Raw genomic sequence first — 14,675 nt, forward strand, 5'->3', positions numbered from 1 at the left:
CAGTGATTCCGCTTTCGTTCGCACAACGCCGCATGTGGCTCACGCAGCAACTGGAGGGCGGGGCAGAGACCTACAACATCTCCCCGGCGTTCCGGCTCACGGGGCCGCTCGACGAGGCGGCCCTCGTCGCCGCGGTCCGTGACGTCGTCGTCCGGCACGAGCCCCTGCGCACCACTTTCGTGACGGACGACAACGACGAGCCCCACCAGCGGATCCTGCCGGCGGCGCAGGCGTCGGTGGAGGTGCCGGTCGTCGACGTGGCGCCCGGCGCGCTGGACGGCGAGGTCGAGGCGTTCATCGCGCACCGCTTCGACCTGACGGCCGAGATCCCCCTGCGGGTACGGCTGTTCCGCTGCGCCCCCCAGGAGCACGTCCTGGTCCTCCTCATCCACCACATCGCGTCGGACGGCGTCTCCGGCGGGCCGCTGGCCCGCGACCTGAGAGCCGCCTACACCGCGCGCCTGGACGGCAGGGCCCCGGAGTTCGAGCCGCTGCCCGTGACGTACAAGGACTACGCGCTCTGGCAGCGCGAACTGCTGGGCGACGTGAACGAGCCCGGCTCGCTGGCCGCCGCCCAGACCGAGTACTGGCGCAAGGAACTGGGCGGGGTGCCGCAGCCGCTGAGCCTGCCGCTGGACCGCCCGCGGCCCGCGACCCGCAATTCGCAGGGCGACTCCCTCGGCCTCGAAGTGGGGGCCAAGGCGGCGGCCGGGCTGCAGAAGCTCGCCGACGAGCGCGGAATGACCATGTCGATGGTCGTGCAGACCGCGCTGGGCGTGCTGCTGAGCAAGCTCGGCGGCGGCGAGGACGTGACGATCGGCAACCCGATCGCGGGCCGGACCGACGAGGCGCTGGCCGACCTGGTCGGGCTCTTCGTCAACACCCAGGTGCTGCGGGTGGATCTCGCCGGCAACCCCTCGTTCCTCGATCTGCTCCCGCAGGTGCGGGACAAGGCCCTGGCGGCCTACGAGCACCAGGACGTCCCGTTCGAGACGCTGGTCGAGCTGATCAACCCCGACCGCTCCACCTCGTACCAGCCGCTGTTCCAGGTGATGTTCGCCTGGCAGAGCTTCGAGAAGGCGGAGTTCGAACTGCCCGGCCTCAAGGCGCAGTTCGAGCAGTACCTCACCCAGACCTCCCTCGCCGACCTCTTCTTCAGCCTCGCCGTGACCGGCGAGGGGACGCTGCGCGGCGACCTCATGTACGCCACCCAGCTCTTCGACCGGGACACGGCCGAGGACATCGCCGCCCGGTTCGTACGCGTCCTGGAGCAGGTGGCAGCCGACCCGGCGGCCCCGCTCTCCACGATCGAGGTGCTGGGGGCCGACGAGCGCGACTGGCTCGTGCGGCGGGTCAACGACACCGCGCACCCGGTCGCCGCCGGCACCCTGCCCGAGGCGTTCGAGGCACAGGTGCGGCGCGACCCCGAGCGGGTCGCGGTGATCGGCGAGCAGGAGACGCTGAGCTACGGCGAGTTCAACCGGCGCGCCAACCGCCTCGCACACTGGCTCATCGAGCAGGGAGCGGGCCCCGAGCAGCTCGTCGCGGTCAAGATCCCGCGCTCGGTCGAGCTGCTGGTCGCCGTGTACGGCGTGGTCAAGGCCGGTGCCGCGTACGTACCGCTGGACACCGAGCTGCCCGAGGACCGGGTACGCCACGTGCTTGCCGGAGCCAAGCCGCTGCTGCTCCTCGACGGCGTGCTGCCCGACGTCTCCGGCTACCCGGACACGGACCCGGTCCGCACGCTGTCGCCGGACAACGCCGCGTACGTCATCTTCACCTCCGGCTCCACCGGCGGCCCCAAGGGCGTGCCGGTGGCCCACCGGTCCATCATGAACCGGATCAAGTGGGGCCTGGAGCACTTCGACGTCACCGTCGACGACCGGATGCTGATGAGCACCTCGGCGAGCTTCGACGCATCGGTGCCGGAGATGTTCTCCAACCTCCAGATGGGCGCGTCCGTCGTCGTCGCGAGCGCCGAGGGCCGGCGCGATCCGGCCTATCTGGCGGAGCTGATCCAGCGGGAGCGGGTGACCGGCGCGTTCTTCGTGCCGTCCCTGCTCTCCGCGTTCGTCACCGAGCCCTCGGCCGGTGCCTGCACGAGCCTGCGCTGGATCGAGGTGGCGGCCGAGGCGTTCCCCGCCGCGCTCGCCAACCGCTTCACCGACCTGCTGCCCGGCTGCTCCGCGAACAACCTCTACGGACCCACCGAGGCCACCGTCGAGATCACCGGCTGGCAGCACGTGCCGGGCGCCGACCGGGTGCCGATCGGCGCACCGATCTGGAACAACCAGGTGTACGTACTGGACGCGGCGCTGCGCCCGGTCGCACCGGGCGTGGCCGGCGAGCTGTACCTCGCCGGAGCCTGCCTGGCCCGGGGCTACCTGGGGCAGACCGGGCTGACCTCGGAGCGGTTCGTCGCCTGCCCCTTCGGCCCGGCGGGCGCGCGGATGTACCGCTCCGGGGACCTGGTGAAGTGGAACAAGGACGGCCAGGTCGAGTACCTCGGGCGCACCGACTCGCAGGTCAAGGTCCGCGGGTTCCGTATCGAACTGGGCGAGATCGAGCACGTGCTGAGCGGGCACCCCTCGGTGGCGCAGGCCGCCGTCGTGGTCCGCGAGGACCAGAAGGGCGACCAGCGCCTCGTCGCCTACGTGGAGCCCGACCCGGACGCCGCGGTGGCCGACACCGAGGCCCAGGTCGAGCAGTGGCGTCTGCGGTACGAGGAGAGCTACGCCGAGTCCGGCGACGAGGCGTGGGGCGAGGACTTCCGGCAGTGGGCGTCGGTGTACGACGGCGAGCCGGTCCCGCTGCAGCAGCTGCGGGAGTGGCAGGACGCGGCGGTGGCACAGGTGCTGCGGTTCGCGCCGCGGCGGGTGCTGGAGATCGGTGCGGGCTCCGGTCTGCTGCTCGCGAAGATCGCCGGTGAGGTCGACACGTACTGGGGCACCGACCTCTCGGCCACGGCCGTGGACCGCCTCCGCGCCCAGGCCGCCCAGGCCGGCTGCGGCGACCGGGTGCGGCTCAGCGTCCAGGCGGCCCACGACGTCTCCGGGCTCCCCCTGGGCGGATTCGACACGGTGGTGCTCAACTCGGTGGTGCAGTGCTTCCCGAGCGTCGAGTACCTGGCCCAGGTCCTCGACCAGGTCATGGAACTCCTCGCGCCCGGCGGCCGGGTGATCGTCGGCGACGTACGCAACGCCGCGACCCTGCGCATCCTGGCGACCGCAAGGAGCCAGGCGGCGCAGCCCTACGCCTCGCACGAAGAGGTGCGCGCGGCGGTGGAGGCGGCGCTGCTCTCCGAGCGGGAACTGGCGGTCGCCCCCGAGTGGTTCGCCGACTGGGCGTCCGGCCGCCGGGCCGGGGCCGACATCCGGCTGAAGGAGGGACAGGCGCACAACGCGCTGACCCGCCACCGCTACGAGGTCGTCCTGCACAAGGAGCCGGCTCTCGTACTCGACCTGGCGGGTGTGCCCGCCGTGCTCTGGGGCAAGGACGTCTCCGACCTGGCCGCGCTGAGCGGCCACGCGCAGCGGGCGGGCGGCCCGGTCCGGGTGAGCGGCATACCGAACGCCCGGCTGGCGGACGAGGCCGCCGCGGCGACCTTCGCCGGTGTGCTGAAGACGGACGCCCCCGCCGGAAAGCCGGTCGATCCGGAGGAACTCGCCGCCTGGGCGCGGCAGCAGGGCCTGGACGCGGTCATCACCTGGTCGGGCGAGAGCGTCGCCGCCTTCGACGCGGTACTGCTGCCCGGCCGGCGGAGCGTCCGCGGAGGCTTCGTTCCCAGCGGGGTGGCCGGACGGATCCGGGCGAACACGCCCGCTCTCGCCCAGGCGATCGGCCCGCTGGTGGAGGAACTCCCCGAGTACCTGCGCGGGCGCCTTCCCGACTACATGGTCCCGGCCGCGGTCGTCCCTCTCTCCCAGCTCCCGCTGAACCCGGCGGGCAAGATCGACCGCGGGGCGCTGCCCTCCGAGCACACCAGCATCGTGAGCAGCGGAGAGCCCCGCAACTCCCATGAAGAGCAGCTCTGCGCCTTCTTCAGCGACCTGCTCGGCCTGGAGAGGGTCGGCATCAACGACGACTTCTTCGCGCTCGGCGGTCACTCGCTGCTGGCCACCCGGCTCGGCGCGCGTATCCGCAAGCACTTCGGCGTCGACATGCCGCTGCGGACCCTCATCCAGTACCCGACGGTCGCGGAGCTGGCGGCCCTGCTGCTCATCGGCAGCATTCCCGGCGAGCACGCCGACTCGTTCGGGGTCGTCCTGCCGCTGAACAGGGACCCCGGCACCGGCAAGCCGCCGGTCTGGTTCGTGCACGGCGGGGGCGGCCTCGGCTGGGCGTTCTTCACCTTCGCGCCGCACGTGCCCGACCGGCCGTCCTACGCCCTGCAGTCCCGCGGCTCCAACGGCACGGACCCGATGGCCGGTTCGGTGCAGGAGATGGTCGACGACTACCTCGCCCAGATCCTCGCCACCCAGCCGGAAGGACCGTACTACCTGGTCGGCTGGTCCTACGGCGGCCCGATCGCGCACGCCCTCGCGGCAGCGCTCGACGCCCTCGGGCACCAGGTCGAACTGGTGGCCATCCTGGACACCCAGCCGGCGACCGGCACCTCGGACAACGGGTTCCAGCAGGTGTCGGGCAGGACGCAGGAGCTCTACCGGGCGGACATCGAGGAAGTCTTCGGCAAGTTCATGAACACCGGCAACATGGACAGCTTCCTCGACACCATGTCGAAGGTGGGTGCCAACAACCTGCAGAAGATGGGCGGCTTCGTCTCGCCGGTCTACCGCGGCGACGTGCTGTATTTCAACGCGACGCTGGACAAGGTCGACGGGCTGTCGTCGTACGGGCCCGAATGGCGTCCTTACGTCCTCGGTTCGTACGAGGAGTACGACGTGGACGCCACGCACCACGATCTGCACATGCCGAAACCGGCGGGCCAGATCATGAAGGTCATCGCCCGCAAGCTGGCGCAGTGACGGGGAACCGTCGTAGGGACGAGAGGGGCTGGTAGGGGTGGGAGAGCCGGGGAAGTCCGTGGAATCCGTTGAGGACGGAGGAAGGCCCGCGCTGCTGTGCGTGCCGTTCGCCGGAGCAGGTCCTTCGTTCTTCCACCCGTGGCGGGAGCTGGCCGGGGACCGGTGGCGTGTGGTGCCGGTCGAACTGCCGGGCAGGGAGCGGCGGTTCCTGGAGACGCCGTACCGCAATGTCGTCGAGGCGGCCAGGAAGGAAGCCGACTCCATCGCCGCCGAGCTCGGCGAAGGGACCAGGACCGTCCTGTTCGGGCACAGCCTGGGCGCGGTGCTCGCCTACGAGCTGGTCCCCCTGCTGAGCGCGCGCGGCGTGCGGGTCGAGCGGCTGATCGTCAGCGGTTCGCCCGGTCCCTGGACCCAGCGCGAACGGCGGGCGGCCGGCCTCCCGGACGAGGAATTCCTCGCCAGGGTCGAGGAGTTCGCGGGGTTCAGGCACGAGGCGCTCGACCACCCGGAGATGCGGGAGCTGATCCTTCCCGCGCTGCAGGCGGACTGCGAGATGCACGAGGCGTACGTCCCGAGCTCCGGCGCACCCGTGCCGGTGCCGGTCTGCTCGCTGCGGGGCGACTGTGACGGTCTGGTCACCGCGGACGAGGCCCGGCAGTGGCGGGACGCGACCACGGGCGCGTTCCGCTATGCGGAGTTCCCCGGCGACCACATGTACCTGGTCGACCACGGCCGGGAGCTGCTGGACGTCATCGGGGAGGAATCGGCCCGCGGGGCACTGGCGCTGTGACCGCGTAGGTCCGGCCCGCGGTGAGAAGGGCGTCCGCTCCGGCGGGCGCCCTTCTCGCGCTTTCCCGCTTTCCCGCGCCGCTCCGCTTCTCGCTTTCCCGCGCCGCTCCGCTTCTCGCTTTCCCGCTGGTGGCGGGCCGGTCGAGAGGGACTCAGGGGGCACGTCAGGTGCGTGAGGGGCCGGTGTCAGGCCCGCTGGGGAGAGTAGCGGTATGACGAGTTCCGCGATCGCAGTCTCAGGGCTGCGCAAGGCATACGGCGACAAAGCCGTGCTCGACGGCATCGACTTCGAAGTTGCCGCGGGATCGGTTTTCTCCCTGCTCGGCCCGAACGGGGCCGGCAAGACAACGACGGTCAACATCCTGACGACGCTGCTGACGGCGGACGCCGGGACCGTGCGCGTGGCCGGGCACGACCTGGCGACCGCGACCAAGCAGGTGCGCGCGGCCATCGGCGTGACCGGCCAGTTCGCCGCGGTGGACGATCTGCTGTCCGGCCGGGAGAACCTGCAGCTGATGGCGGACCTGAAACGGGTGCGCTCCGGCGGCCAGGTGGTCGGCGGACTGCTGGAGCGGTTCGATCTGGTGGAGTCGGCGGACAAGCTGGCCTCGACCTACTCCGGCGGCATGCGCCGGAAGCTGGACCTGGCGATGACGCTGGTCGGCAGCCCGCAGATCATCTTCCTGGACGAGCCGACGACGGGTCTCGACCCGCGCAGCCGGCGCACCATGTGGAGCATCGTCCGCGAGCTGGTGGCCGAGGGCACGACCATCTTCCTCACCACCCAGTACCTGGAGGAGGCCGACCAGCTCGCCGACCGGATCGCGGTGCTCGACGGGGGCCGCCTGGTCGCCCAGGGCACCTCCGACGAGCTCAAGCGCCAGATCCCCGGCACCCACGTCCGGCTCCGGTTCACCGACGCCGGCGAACTCGACGCGGCGACGCGGCTCCTGGACGGGGCCCTGCGGGACGACGAGGAGCTGACCCTGCGGGTTCCCAGCGACGGCGAGTCCAAGTCGCTGCGGGCCCTGCTCGACCGGCTCGACGAGCACACGATCAACGCCCAGGAGTTTTCCGTGCACACACCGGACCTCGACGATGTCTTCCTGGCCCTGACCGGCCGCACCAGCGAGGAGGCGATCGCCAAGTGAGCACCGTCTCGCTGCCGCTGGCCGACTCGGCCATCATGCTGCGCCGCAACCTCAAGCACACCCTGCGTAACCCGGTCACGGTGTTCAACGCGGTGCTCTTCCCGATCGTCCTCATGCTCATGTTCGTCAAGGTGCTCGGCGGCGGATTCGACGTCGGCGTCGCCTACATCGACTACGTGACACCCGGCCTGCTCGTCATGGCCATCAGTTACGGGCTCGGGGCCACCGCGACGGAGGTGAACTCCGACATGACCACGGGCGTCATCAACCGCCTCAAGGTCATGGACGTCTCCCGCGGAGCCATGCTCAGCGGGCACGTCATCATCACCACCGTCCGCGCCCTGGTCGCCTGCGCGGCCATCATCGGGGTCGCCTTCCTCATGGGATTCGACCCGGGCGCGAGCGCCCTGGACTGGCTCGGCGTGGTCGGCGTCCTCGTGCTGCTGGGCTTCGCGGCGAGCTGGCTCACCGTCGCCATGGGTCTGTCCGCCAAGACCGTGGAGTCGGCGGGCATGGCCACGGTGCCGCTGATCATGCTGCCGTTCCTGAGCAGCGCGTTCGTCCCCGCGGACACGATGGGGGCCGGTGTGCGCCAGTTCGTCGAGTACCAGCCGTTCACCCCGATCATCGAGACGCTGCGCGGGCTGCTCGCGGGCAACCCGTCGGGCAGCGACGCGATCGCGGCCGTCGCCTGGTGCGCCGCCTTCGCCGTCCTCGGTTACGTGTGGGCGGTGTCCACCTTCAAGAAGCGGGCGTGACGCCGGCCGGCGTGCTCGAGCTGGGCTCCGGCCCCGCTGTGTGAACACCTCCGAGACTGAAGCGGCTCCTGAAAATCCGTCAGGGGCCGCATCGATCCCGGAGGTTTTCGTGAACCGTCAGGTCGCAAGAGGCATCGGCGTCTCGGCCGCCGCGCTGTTCGCCGTCACAGCGTTCGGCTCCCCCGCCAGTGCGGCCCCCGCCGACAAGCCGCAGGTGTTCTCGTCGTGGACCCAGACCAGTGTCGCCAGCTACAACGCCTTCATAGCCGCCCGCAACAACCAGGGCGCCTGGGCGTCCTACGGGTTCAGCTGGAGCACCGACCTCTGCTCCAGCTCGCCGGACAACCCGCTGGGATTCACGTTCGAACTCCCTTGTGCGCGCCATGACTTCGGCTACCGCAACTCCAAGGCGATGGGTGTCTTCGACGCCGGCAAGGCACGGATCGACAGCGCGTTCTACGAGGACCTGAAGCGTGTCTGCGCCCCGCAGAGCACCGTGAAGAAGGCCGCGTGCAACTCGCTGGCGTGGACGTACTACGAGGCGGTCAAGAACCTCGGCTGACCGGCGGCGCCCGAACGCCCGTGCGGCCAGGTCCCCTCGCTCCGGGGTCCTGGCCGCACGGGCGTGGTGCGTCTCAGGAGTGCGCGACGCCGACGAGGTGCCGTGCGCGCTGGTCCTGGACGAGTGCGCCCAGCCGCCCCACCCCCAGGGTGATCTGCTCGGGGGTGAGCACGCTGAAGGAGAGCCGGGCCTGGCGGAAGCCGGCGGTGCCCTCGTAGAAGTGGTGCATGGGGGTCCACAGGACGCCGAACTTCGAGGCCGAGTACTCCAGCATCGCGTCGTCCGCCGTGAACGGCAGGGTGACGACGACGAACATCCCGCCCTGCGGGGTGTTCCACGAGACGTCCTGCGAGAGGCCGGGCAGGGTTCCGAAGACGGACTTCAGGCTGTCCAGCACGGTGGCCAGGTTCTGGCGGTAGACCGCGGCCTCCCGGGCGGTGGCGCGCTTGAGGCTGCACCCGTTCTCCAGGAGGTACCCGCCGATGACCGCCTGGGCGACGGACGAGGTGTTCAGCGTGACCATGCTCTTGAGCTTGGCGAGATGGTCGGCGAGGAGCAGGGGGCCCGCACCGGAGGCCCCGTCCGGAGTCACGGGCTGGTCCGCGATGACGTAACCCACGCGGGCGCCGGCGAACGCGGACTTCGCGAACGAGCCGAGATGGATGACCTGGTGCTGTTCGTCCAGGGTCTTGAGCATGGGAAGCTGCGGGCCGCCGGCCCGGAAGAGGGTGTACGGGTTGTCCTCGATGACGAGGATCTGCTCCCGTTCCGCCAGTTCCAGCAGGGCGATCCGGTCCACCAGCGACATGCTCGCGCCGCTCGGGTTGGCGAAGTCGGGGACGACGTAACACGCGCGGGGCCGGAGCCCCTCGCGCCTGGCCGCCGCTATCTGCCGCTCCAGGTCCTCCAGGTCGATGCCGCCCTCGTGTTCCCTTACGGAACGCAGCGGGGCGCCCGCCACCCGTGCCGCACCGATGAACCCGACGTAGTTGGGGGTCGCGGCCAGGATGACATCGCGGGCGTCCCGTACGAGCGCGCGCAGCAGGAGCACCATCGCCTCCTGGCAGCCGGTGGTCACCACGATGCTCTCCGGGTCCACGATGAGACCCTCGTCGACCTCGAGCTGGCGCGCTATGAGCTCGTGGATGAAGCCTTTGGTGCGGCCGTACTGGAAGAAGGTGCGCCGCACCTGCTCCGCGGGAAGGCCCTTCTCGTCCTCGAGATAACTCTTGAACGTCATGAGGTGACGTGACAGGTCCTCGACGTCGTAGAAGCCCTCGAACGGGCGGCCCGCCGAGAAGGAGACGGCATCGGGGTACCTGCCCGCGAGCTCGTTGAGCAGCGTCATGGACGTGAGCGCGGGATCGTCGACCGACTCGTGCAGGTCGGTGACTCTCAGCCGAATTGGCCCTGGTTTTATGGACATAGTCACGTCATCCTCATCCGCCGGACAACTCAGCGCTGAGCTGGTGTCGGTTATGTACCTCGTCGGGGGATCTCCAGAATATATGTCCCTGCCCTCCCGGCGTGAAGACCATTGCTGCCCGGCGGCCTGATATTCCTGTGCAGGGCCCGGCAGTTCGGGGCGGGCTATTGACATACGGCAGGGGCGCACCATGCGGCTGTCCTGTCGGCGGGACAGGGCGGCTCCTCTATTTCCATGGCCAAAGGCCCCCGGGCCCCTGGGACGTTGACACTCTCCTGGCAGGCGGACAGAGTATTGGATTGCTGGAGAATGACGTGAGGGCCGTACGAGAAAATCCTCCGGTATTTCGCGGGGTTTCGCGGGCCTCCGTCCGGGCTTTCTGTCCGGCCACGGCGGCGGCTTATCAGGGCAATGCCGCGCCGGCACTCCGGTTCGACCACTCCCCATTGCCGCCGTGGCGGCGAACCCGTTCCGCGGGGCAATCGGTATCTGACACCTGAGAAGGAGCTGAGGCATGACCACAATGGTTGGCGATGCCGTTCTCGAGAAGGCTGCGGCGGACTACGCCGAGCAGGGCTTCTCCATCATCCGTAACGTCGTGCCGCAGGACCTCATCGAGGAGGCGCGCACCCACGTCGCCTGGCTCACCCGCAAGTATCCGGACCTGCGCCCGGAGCACTTCCACCACCCGCTGATCCGCAATGACGCCTTCTGGGCACGGCTGGTCTCGGACCGGCGTCTGCTGGACATAGCGGAGTTCTTCCTCGGCCCGGACCTGGCGTGCTTCACCGCCCACTACATCTGCAAGCCCCCGTACAACGGGCAGCCGGTGCTGTGGCACCAGGACGGCGCGTACTGGTCGCTGAGCCCCATGAAGGCGCTGACGGTGTGGCTGGCCGTCGACGAGAGCACCACGGAGAACGGCTGCCTGCGCATGATTCCCGGCAGCCACGTACTGCCCCTGCACAAGCCGTCGCTCCGTAACGACACGGACAACATGCTCTTCTCCGCCTCCGACGAGGACCTGGTGCGGGAGTGGGCCCAGGAGCACGGGGTCGTCGACATCGAGCTCCAGCCGGGCGACGTCTCGATCCACCACCCCAACCTGCTGCACTGCTCGGAGCCGAACACCTCCGCCAAGCGGCGGTGCGGGCTCGACATGGGGTACATCTCCACGTCCACGCGGATCCACAGCGACGGGATCTACCTCGACCCCTTGCTCGTCCGCGGCTCCGACTCCGAGGGCCTCAACAGCTACCGTCCGTTCCCCACCTGCGAGGAGGGCGAGACGATTCCGTTCGACGGCCAGGACGAGTGGGGCGACAAGGTGGCCAAGCTCAACGCGGCGCTGCCGGCGCGTTCGAGGGACCTCCCCGAGGAGAGCCCCATCGAGACGACCCGCCACATGATCGAGCGGCTGCGCGCGGGCACCACGAAGAACTGACCGCGGCCGTACCCGACGATGGCCCGCCGCGCACGCGCGGCGGGCCATCGGCGCTCTGGCGGCGGTTGCTTCACCAGTTGAAGGCCTCGCCGTCGCCCCGCTTCTCGATGCAGTACGTACGGAACGTCTCGGCCGTGGTGACCATGTCCGCGTTGCCGGTGCGCCGCACCGCCTCCACGTACCAGTCGAACGCGGCGGTGGCGTGCGCGCTCCGCTCGAAGTGGACCTCGGCGAACCGGCGGAAGCCGGCCCGCAGGGTCGCCGGGGTCAGCTCGGCGCCCGAGGCGATGAGTTCCTCGAGTTCCGTGTCGCTCAGCTCGGGCCGGTCCATGATGCGGACCGGCTGGGTCGCCGGTATGTCGCCGCGGATCTCCAGGGGTTCCCCGGTGTCCGAGAAGTCGAGGCAGAGGGAGAGCCGGGGCGTCTCGGCGGTGCTGCGCGCGGAGTGCGGGTCGGTCGAGTGGATGCTCCACACCTCGCCGCGGCGGATGTGATAGACGGTGTCGTTCTCGGAATGGAGGGATTCCTCGCCGGTGCGCAGCGGGACCTGCAGCCTGATACCCGGCTTGGCCCATTCGAGAAAGTCCACGTGCGGGGCGAGGAGCCCGTCACGGAGGCTGAAGATACGCACCCACTGCAGCCGGTCCACCGGGAAATGGGCGGCCACCAGGGACATGATGTTCGGCAGCTGTTTGCCCAGTTCGGTGAGGGCGAGACGGCCCTCGTGCGGGCGGAACGAGTCGTCGGACTCGGCCCCGCTGCCGTTGGCCAGCACATGCGAGGACCACGATCCAAAAGTGAAGGCATCGTATTCGCCGCCGTACTCGTGGCGGTCCACGACGGGCAATTCGGAAGCCAGGTCGTACGAGTCGATGGGCAGCACCGCAAGCCGTTGCGACTTCAGCAAGAAAATCCCCTCCATCACATGATTGCTTTTCTTCAGAACGTCACCCTAATTCTTCCGAGATACGGATGGCAATGACTTGCTGCCTTATGCTCGGGGGAGTGCGACGGTTGCCCGCCGGGTCCTGACGACCCCCTGGACACCGCCCTCCACGGTGCGCCCGGCGGGGCGCCGATGACGCCGTCCCGCCGCGCCGGCACCCGGTCCGAGCAGGACCGGAAGGGTCCGGCATTGTCCTGTCGGCGGGACAGTGCCGGACCCGTCGGGGTGTTCGCGCTGTCATCCCTTGCCCGGGGTTTCCCCGGCCCTCTACCGTGACGTCGACGCCGCTTTTCCCAATGAGCGGCCGAGCTCTGGTGTCAGTACTCCCGGTAATTCAGGAAAAGGAAAGGCTGGCAATGGAGTCGTCAGAAGGACAGGTCGCGCTGTCGAGCGCGCCGGCATCGCTCGTACAGGAAATCTCGGCGCTGTGGGGGGAACAGCTCGGAGCGCGCGAAGTCGGTCCTGAAGACGACTTCTTCGCGCTCGGCGGCAATTCCCTCACCGGAATCAAAATCATCGACCGCGTGGCGCAGGACTACGGCGTCAAGCTGTCCGTGCGCGACTTCTACCTGGCGCAGACCCCCACCCGCGTCGCCGAGCTGATCGAGCAGGGGAGGGCCGGTAGGTGAGGCTGACGCCGGGTCCCGCGCGCGCCGTCGACCTCGGCGGCGTCGACCTGTTCGACCTGGACCTGTACGGCTCCGGGGATCCGCATCCCGTCTGGGACGCGATGCGGGCGAAGGCGCCCCTGCACCACCAAGTCCTCCCCGACGGACGGGAGTTCTGGTCGGTGACCCGCCACGAGGACGTCTGCCGCGTCCTGGGGGACCACCGGGAGTTCACCTCGGAGCGCGGCACGGTCCCCACCCACCTCGGGCAGGACGACGTCGCGGCCGGTGTGCTGATGACATCCACCGACCCGCCCCGGCACACCGAGGTCCGCAGGCCGCTCGGCTCCAAGCTCACGGCGCGCGCGGTGAAGTCCTGGGAGGACAGCATCCGCGGGACGATCCGGCGCTTCCTCGAGCCGGCGCTCGACGGCGAGCCCTTCGACCTGGCCGAACGGGCGCTGCTCCTGCCCGCGATGGTCACCGGCCCGCTCCTGGGCATCCCGGAGAAGGACTGGGCCGAACTCGTCCAGCTGACCGCGATGGTGACGGCCCCCTCCGACCCGCACTTCCGGCTCGGCAGCGAAGCCGCGACGCTGGCCATCTCCCACCACGAGCTGGTCACCTACGTCAAGGAGTGGGTCAACCACCGCCGGGCGACCGGCGACGAGGACGACAGCCTGCTCCACCACCTCATGAGCGTGCGTCCCGGCGGCGCGCCGCTGACCGACGAGGAGATCGCCCTCGACGGCTACAGCATTCTCCTGGGTGCCAACGTGACGACGCCGCACACCGTCTCCGGCACCGTGCAGGCCCTCATCGAGCGGCCCGAACAGTTCGCGAAGGCGCAGGCAGACCCGGGCCTGATCCCGAACCTCGTCGAGGAAGGGCTGCGCTGGACCTCGGCCGCGTGCAATTTCATGCGGTACGCGGTGGACGACGTACAGATCGGCGGAGGCACCATCCCGGCCCGCGGAGCCGTCGTCGCGTGGATCGGATCGGCCAACCGGGACGAGTCCCTGTTTCCCGATCCGCACACGTTCGACATCACGCGCGCCAACGCCAAGCGCCAGGTCGCGTTCGGGTTCGGCCCGCACTTCTGCATCGGGGCCCCGCTGGCGCGGCTCACCCTGCGCGTCTTCTTCGAGGAACTGCTCCAGACGTTCGGATCGATCGAGCTCGCCGGCGAACCGGAGCACCTGCGGTCGTACTTCATCGCCGGGATGACCCACCTCCCCATCGCCGCGCAGAAACGACTGACGCCATGACCTCCGGCTCCATCACCGCCGCGTCGCCGTGGTTCGTCCGGCCGCCGTCCACCGACCACTCCGCCCGGCTGTTCTGCTTCCCCTTCTCCGGGTCCGGGGCGTCCGCCTTCAGCGCCTGGCCCACCGTGCTCGACGACGTCGAGATCTGCCCGGTGCAGTTCCCCGGCCGGGAGAACCGGCTGGGCCATCCGCACTACGGCACGTACGAGAAACTCGCCGACGACCTGGTCGGACCCCTGACGCCGCTGCTCGACCGGCCGTTCGCGTTCTTCGCGCACTGTGCGGGCGCACTGCCCGCGTACGAGACCGTGCTCAGGCTCGCCGCGCTCGGCCTGCCCACACCCGACTGCCTGTTCGTATCGGGCCAGCCGGCCCCGCACGACGCCTCGCGCGACCGGATGCTCTCCATGACCGAGTCCGAACTGAGCGCCGAGGTCGAGGCGTTCGTACGCGGCCGGGGGATCGAGCCCCGCCCCGACATGATCGAACTGGGCCTCATGGTGCTGCTGCGCGACCACGCGGCGGCGGGCGCCTACCGGCGCAGCGAGCCCGTAGCGGTGGACTGCCCCGTCGTCGTCGTGCACTGGCGGGACGACCCGGACGTGCGCCTCGCCGACCTCCAGGGGTGGCGCAGGTACGCGGACTCGGTCGAGTTCCGGGTGGTCGAGGGCGGTCACTACGACTTCATGAACGCACCGGACGAGCTGCGGAAGCTGCTGACCCGTTGGCTCTGAGCGC

General features: G+C 69.8%; 10 protein-coding genes and 1 pseudogene. 9 read left to right on the forward strand and 2 right to left on the reverse strand.

The genetic code is table 11. From position 1 onward, the window contains the following. Positions 1–2: 2 nt before the first annotated feature. From J0695_RS45380 to J0695_RS09475, 5 genes and pseudogenes are all read left to right on the forward strand, one after another. Complete coding sequence (locus J0695_RS45380; RefSeq protein WP_206961438.1) at positions 3–4,985, forward strand: non-ribosomal peptide synthetase; 4,983 nt, start codon at positions 3–5, stop codon at positions 4,983–4,985. Between the two features lie 58 nt (positions 4,986–5,043). Next, positions 5,044–5,775 (forward strand): thioesterase II family protein, encoded by a 732-nt coding sequence (locus J0695_RS09460; RefSeq protein WP_206961439.1) that lies wholly within the window; start codon positions 5,044–5,046, stop codon positions 5,773–5,775. Between the two features lie 211 nt (positions 5,776–5,986). Further along, positions 5,987–6,925: an ATP-binding cassette domain-containing protein gene (locus J0695_RS09465; protein WP_206961440.1), complete on the forward strand. Its 939-nt coding sequence runs from the start codon at positions 5,987–5,989 to the stop codon at positions 6,923–6,925. Next, the gene (locus tag J0695_RS09470; protein ID WP_206961441.1) at positions 6,922–7,683 is read left to right on the forward strand and encodes an ABC transporter permease; all 762 of its coding nucleotides are present in this window, start codon (positions 6,922–6,924) and stop codon (positions 7,681–7,683) included. The genes J0695_RS09465 and J0695_RS09470 overlap by 4 nt, the downstream gene beginning before the upstream one ends. Before the next feature lie 175 nt (positions 7,684–7,858). Further along, positions 7,859–8,245, forward strand: a pseudogene (locus J0695_RS09475) (phospholipase); the annotation flags it as partial. A gap of 73 nt (positions 8,246–8,318) precedes the next feature. Here J0695_RS09475 and J0695_RS09480 read toward each other — a convergent pair. After that, entirely contained in the window at positions 8,319–9,671 is a 1,353-nt protein-coding gene (locus J0695_RS09480; RefSeq protein WP_206961459.1) for an aminotransferase-like domain-containing protein, read from the reverse strand. A 514-nt stretch (positions 9,672–10,185) separates the two neighbouring features. On the opposite strand from J0695_RS09480, the gene J0695_RS09485 reads away from it, so the two are divergent. Next, positions 10,186–11,115 carry a phytanoyl-CoA dioxygenase family protein gene (locus J0695_RS09485; RefSeq protein WP_242552423.1) on the forward strand — a complete coding sequence of 310 codons (930 nt, stop codon included), beginning with the start codon at positions 10,186–10,188 and terminating at the stop codon, positions 11,113–11,115. A 70-nt stretch (positions 11,116–11,185) separates the two neighbouring features. Here J0695_RS09485 and J0695_RS09490 read toward each other — a convergent pair whose 3' ends face one another. After that, complete coding sequence (locus J0695_RS09490; RefSeq protein WP_206961443.1) at positions 11,186–12,022, reverse strand: putative nonproteinogenic amino acid hydroxylase; 837 nt, start codon at positions 12,020–12,022, stop codon at positions 11,186–11,188. A gap of 395 nt (positions 12,023–12,417) precedes the next feature. Between J0695_RS09490 and J0695_RS09495 the strand changes: the two genes are divergently transcribed. From J0695_RS09495 to J0695_RS09505, 3 genes are read left to right on the forward strand one after another with little or no spacing between them, the layout of a single operon-like run. After that, complete coding sequence (locus J0695_RS09495; RefSeq protein WP_206961444.1) at positions 12,418–12,690, forward strand: phosphopantetheine-binding protein; 273 nt, start codon at positions 12,418–12,420, stop codon at positions 12,688–12,690. Continuing rightward, the gene (locus J0695_RS09500) at positions 12,687–13,937 is read left to right on the forward strand and encodes a cytochrome P450 (RefSeq protein ID WP_206961445.1); all 1,251 of its coding nucleotides are present in this window, start codon (positions 12,687–12,689) and stop codon (positions 13,935–13,937) included. The genes J0695_RS09495 and J0695_RS09500 overlap by 4 nt, the downstream gene beginning before the upstream one ends. Beyond that, entirely contained in the window at positions 13,934–14,671 is a 738-nt protein-coding gene (locus J0695_RS09505) for a thioesterase II family protein (RefSeq protein ID WP_206961446.1), read from the forward strand. The genes J0695_RS09500 and J0695_RS09505 overlap by 4 nt, the downstream gene beginning before the upstream one ends. Positions 14,672–14,675: the final 4 nt, after the last annotated feature.

The sequence above is a fragment of the Streptomyces beijiangensis genome, assembly GCF_017315755.1.
Lineage (GTDB): Bacteria > Actinomycetota > Actinomycetes > Streptomycetales > Streptomycetaceae > Streptomyces > Streptomyces beijiangensis.

Coding starts and splice junctions, on each gene's coding strand:
- J0695_RS09465 (WP_206961440.1), top strand. CDS start 5,987: ATGACGAGTTCCGCGATCGCAGTCTCAGGGCTGCGCAAGGCATACGGC.
- J0695_RS09485 (WP_242552423.1), top strand. CDS start 10,186: ATGACCACAATGGTTGGCGATGCCGTTCTCGAGAAGGCTGCGGCGGAC.
- J0695_RS09495 (WP_206961444.1), top strand. CDS start 12,418: ATGGAGTCGTCAGAAGGACAGGTCGCGCTGTCGAGCGCGCCGGCATCG.
- J0695_RS09505 (WP_206961446.1), top strand. CDS start 13,934: ATGACCTCCGGCTCCATCACCGCCGCGTCGCCGTGGTTCGTCCGGCCG.
- J0695_RS09480 (WP_206961459.1), bottom strand. CDS start 9,671: ATGTCCATAAAACCAGGGCCAATTCGGCTGAGAGTCACCGACCTGCAC.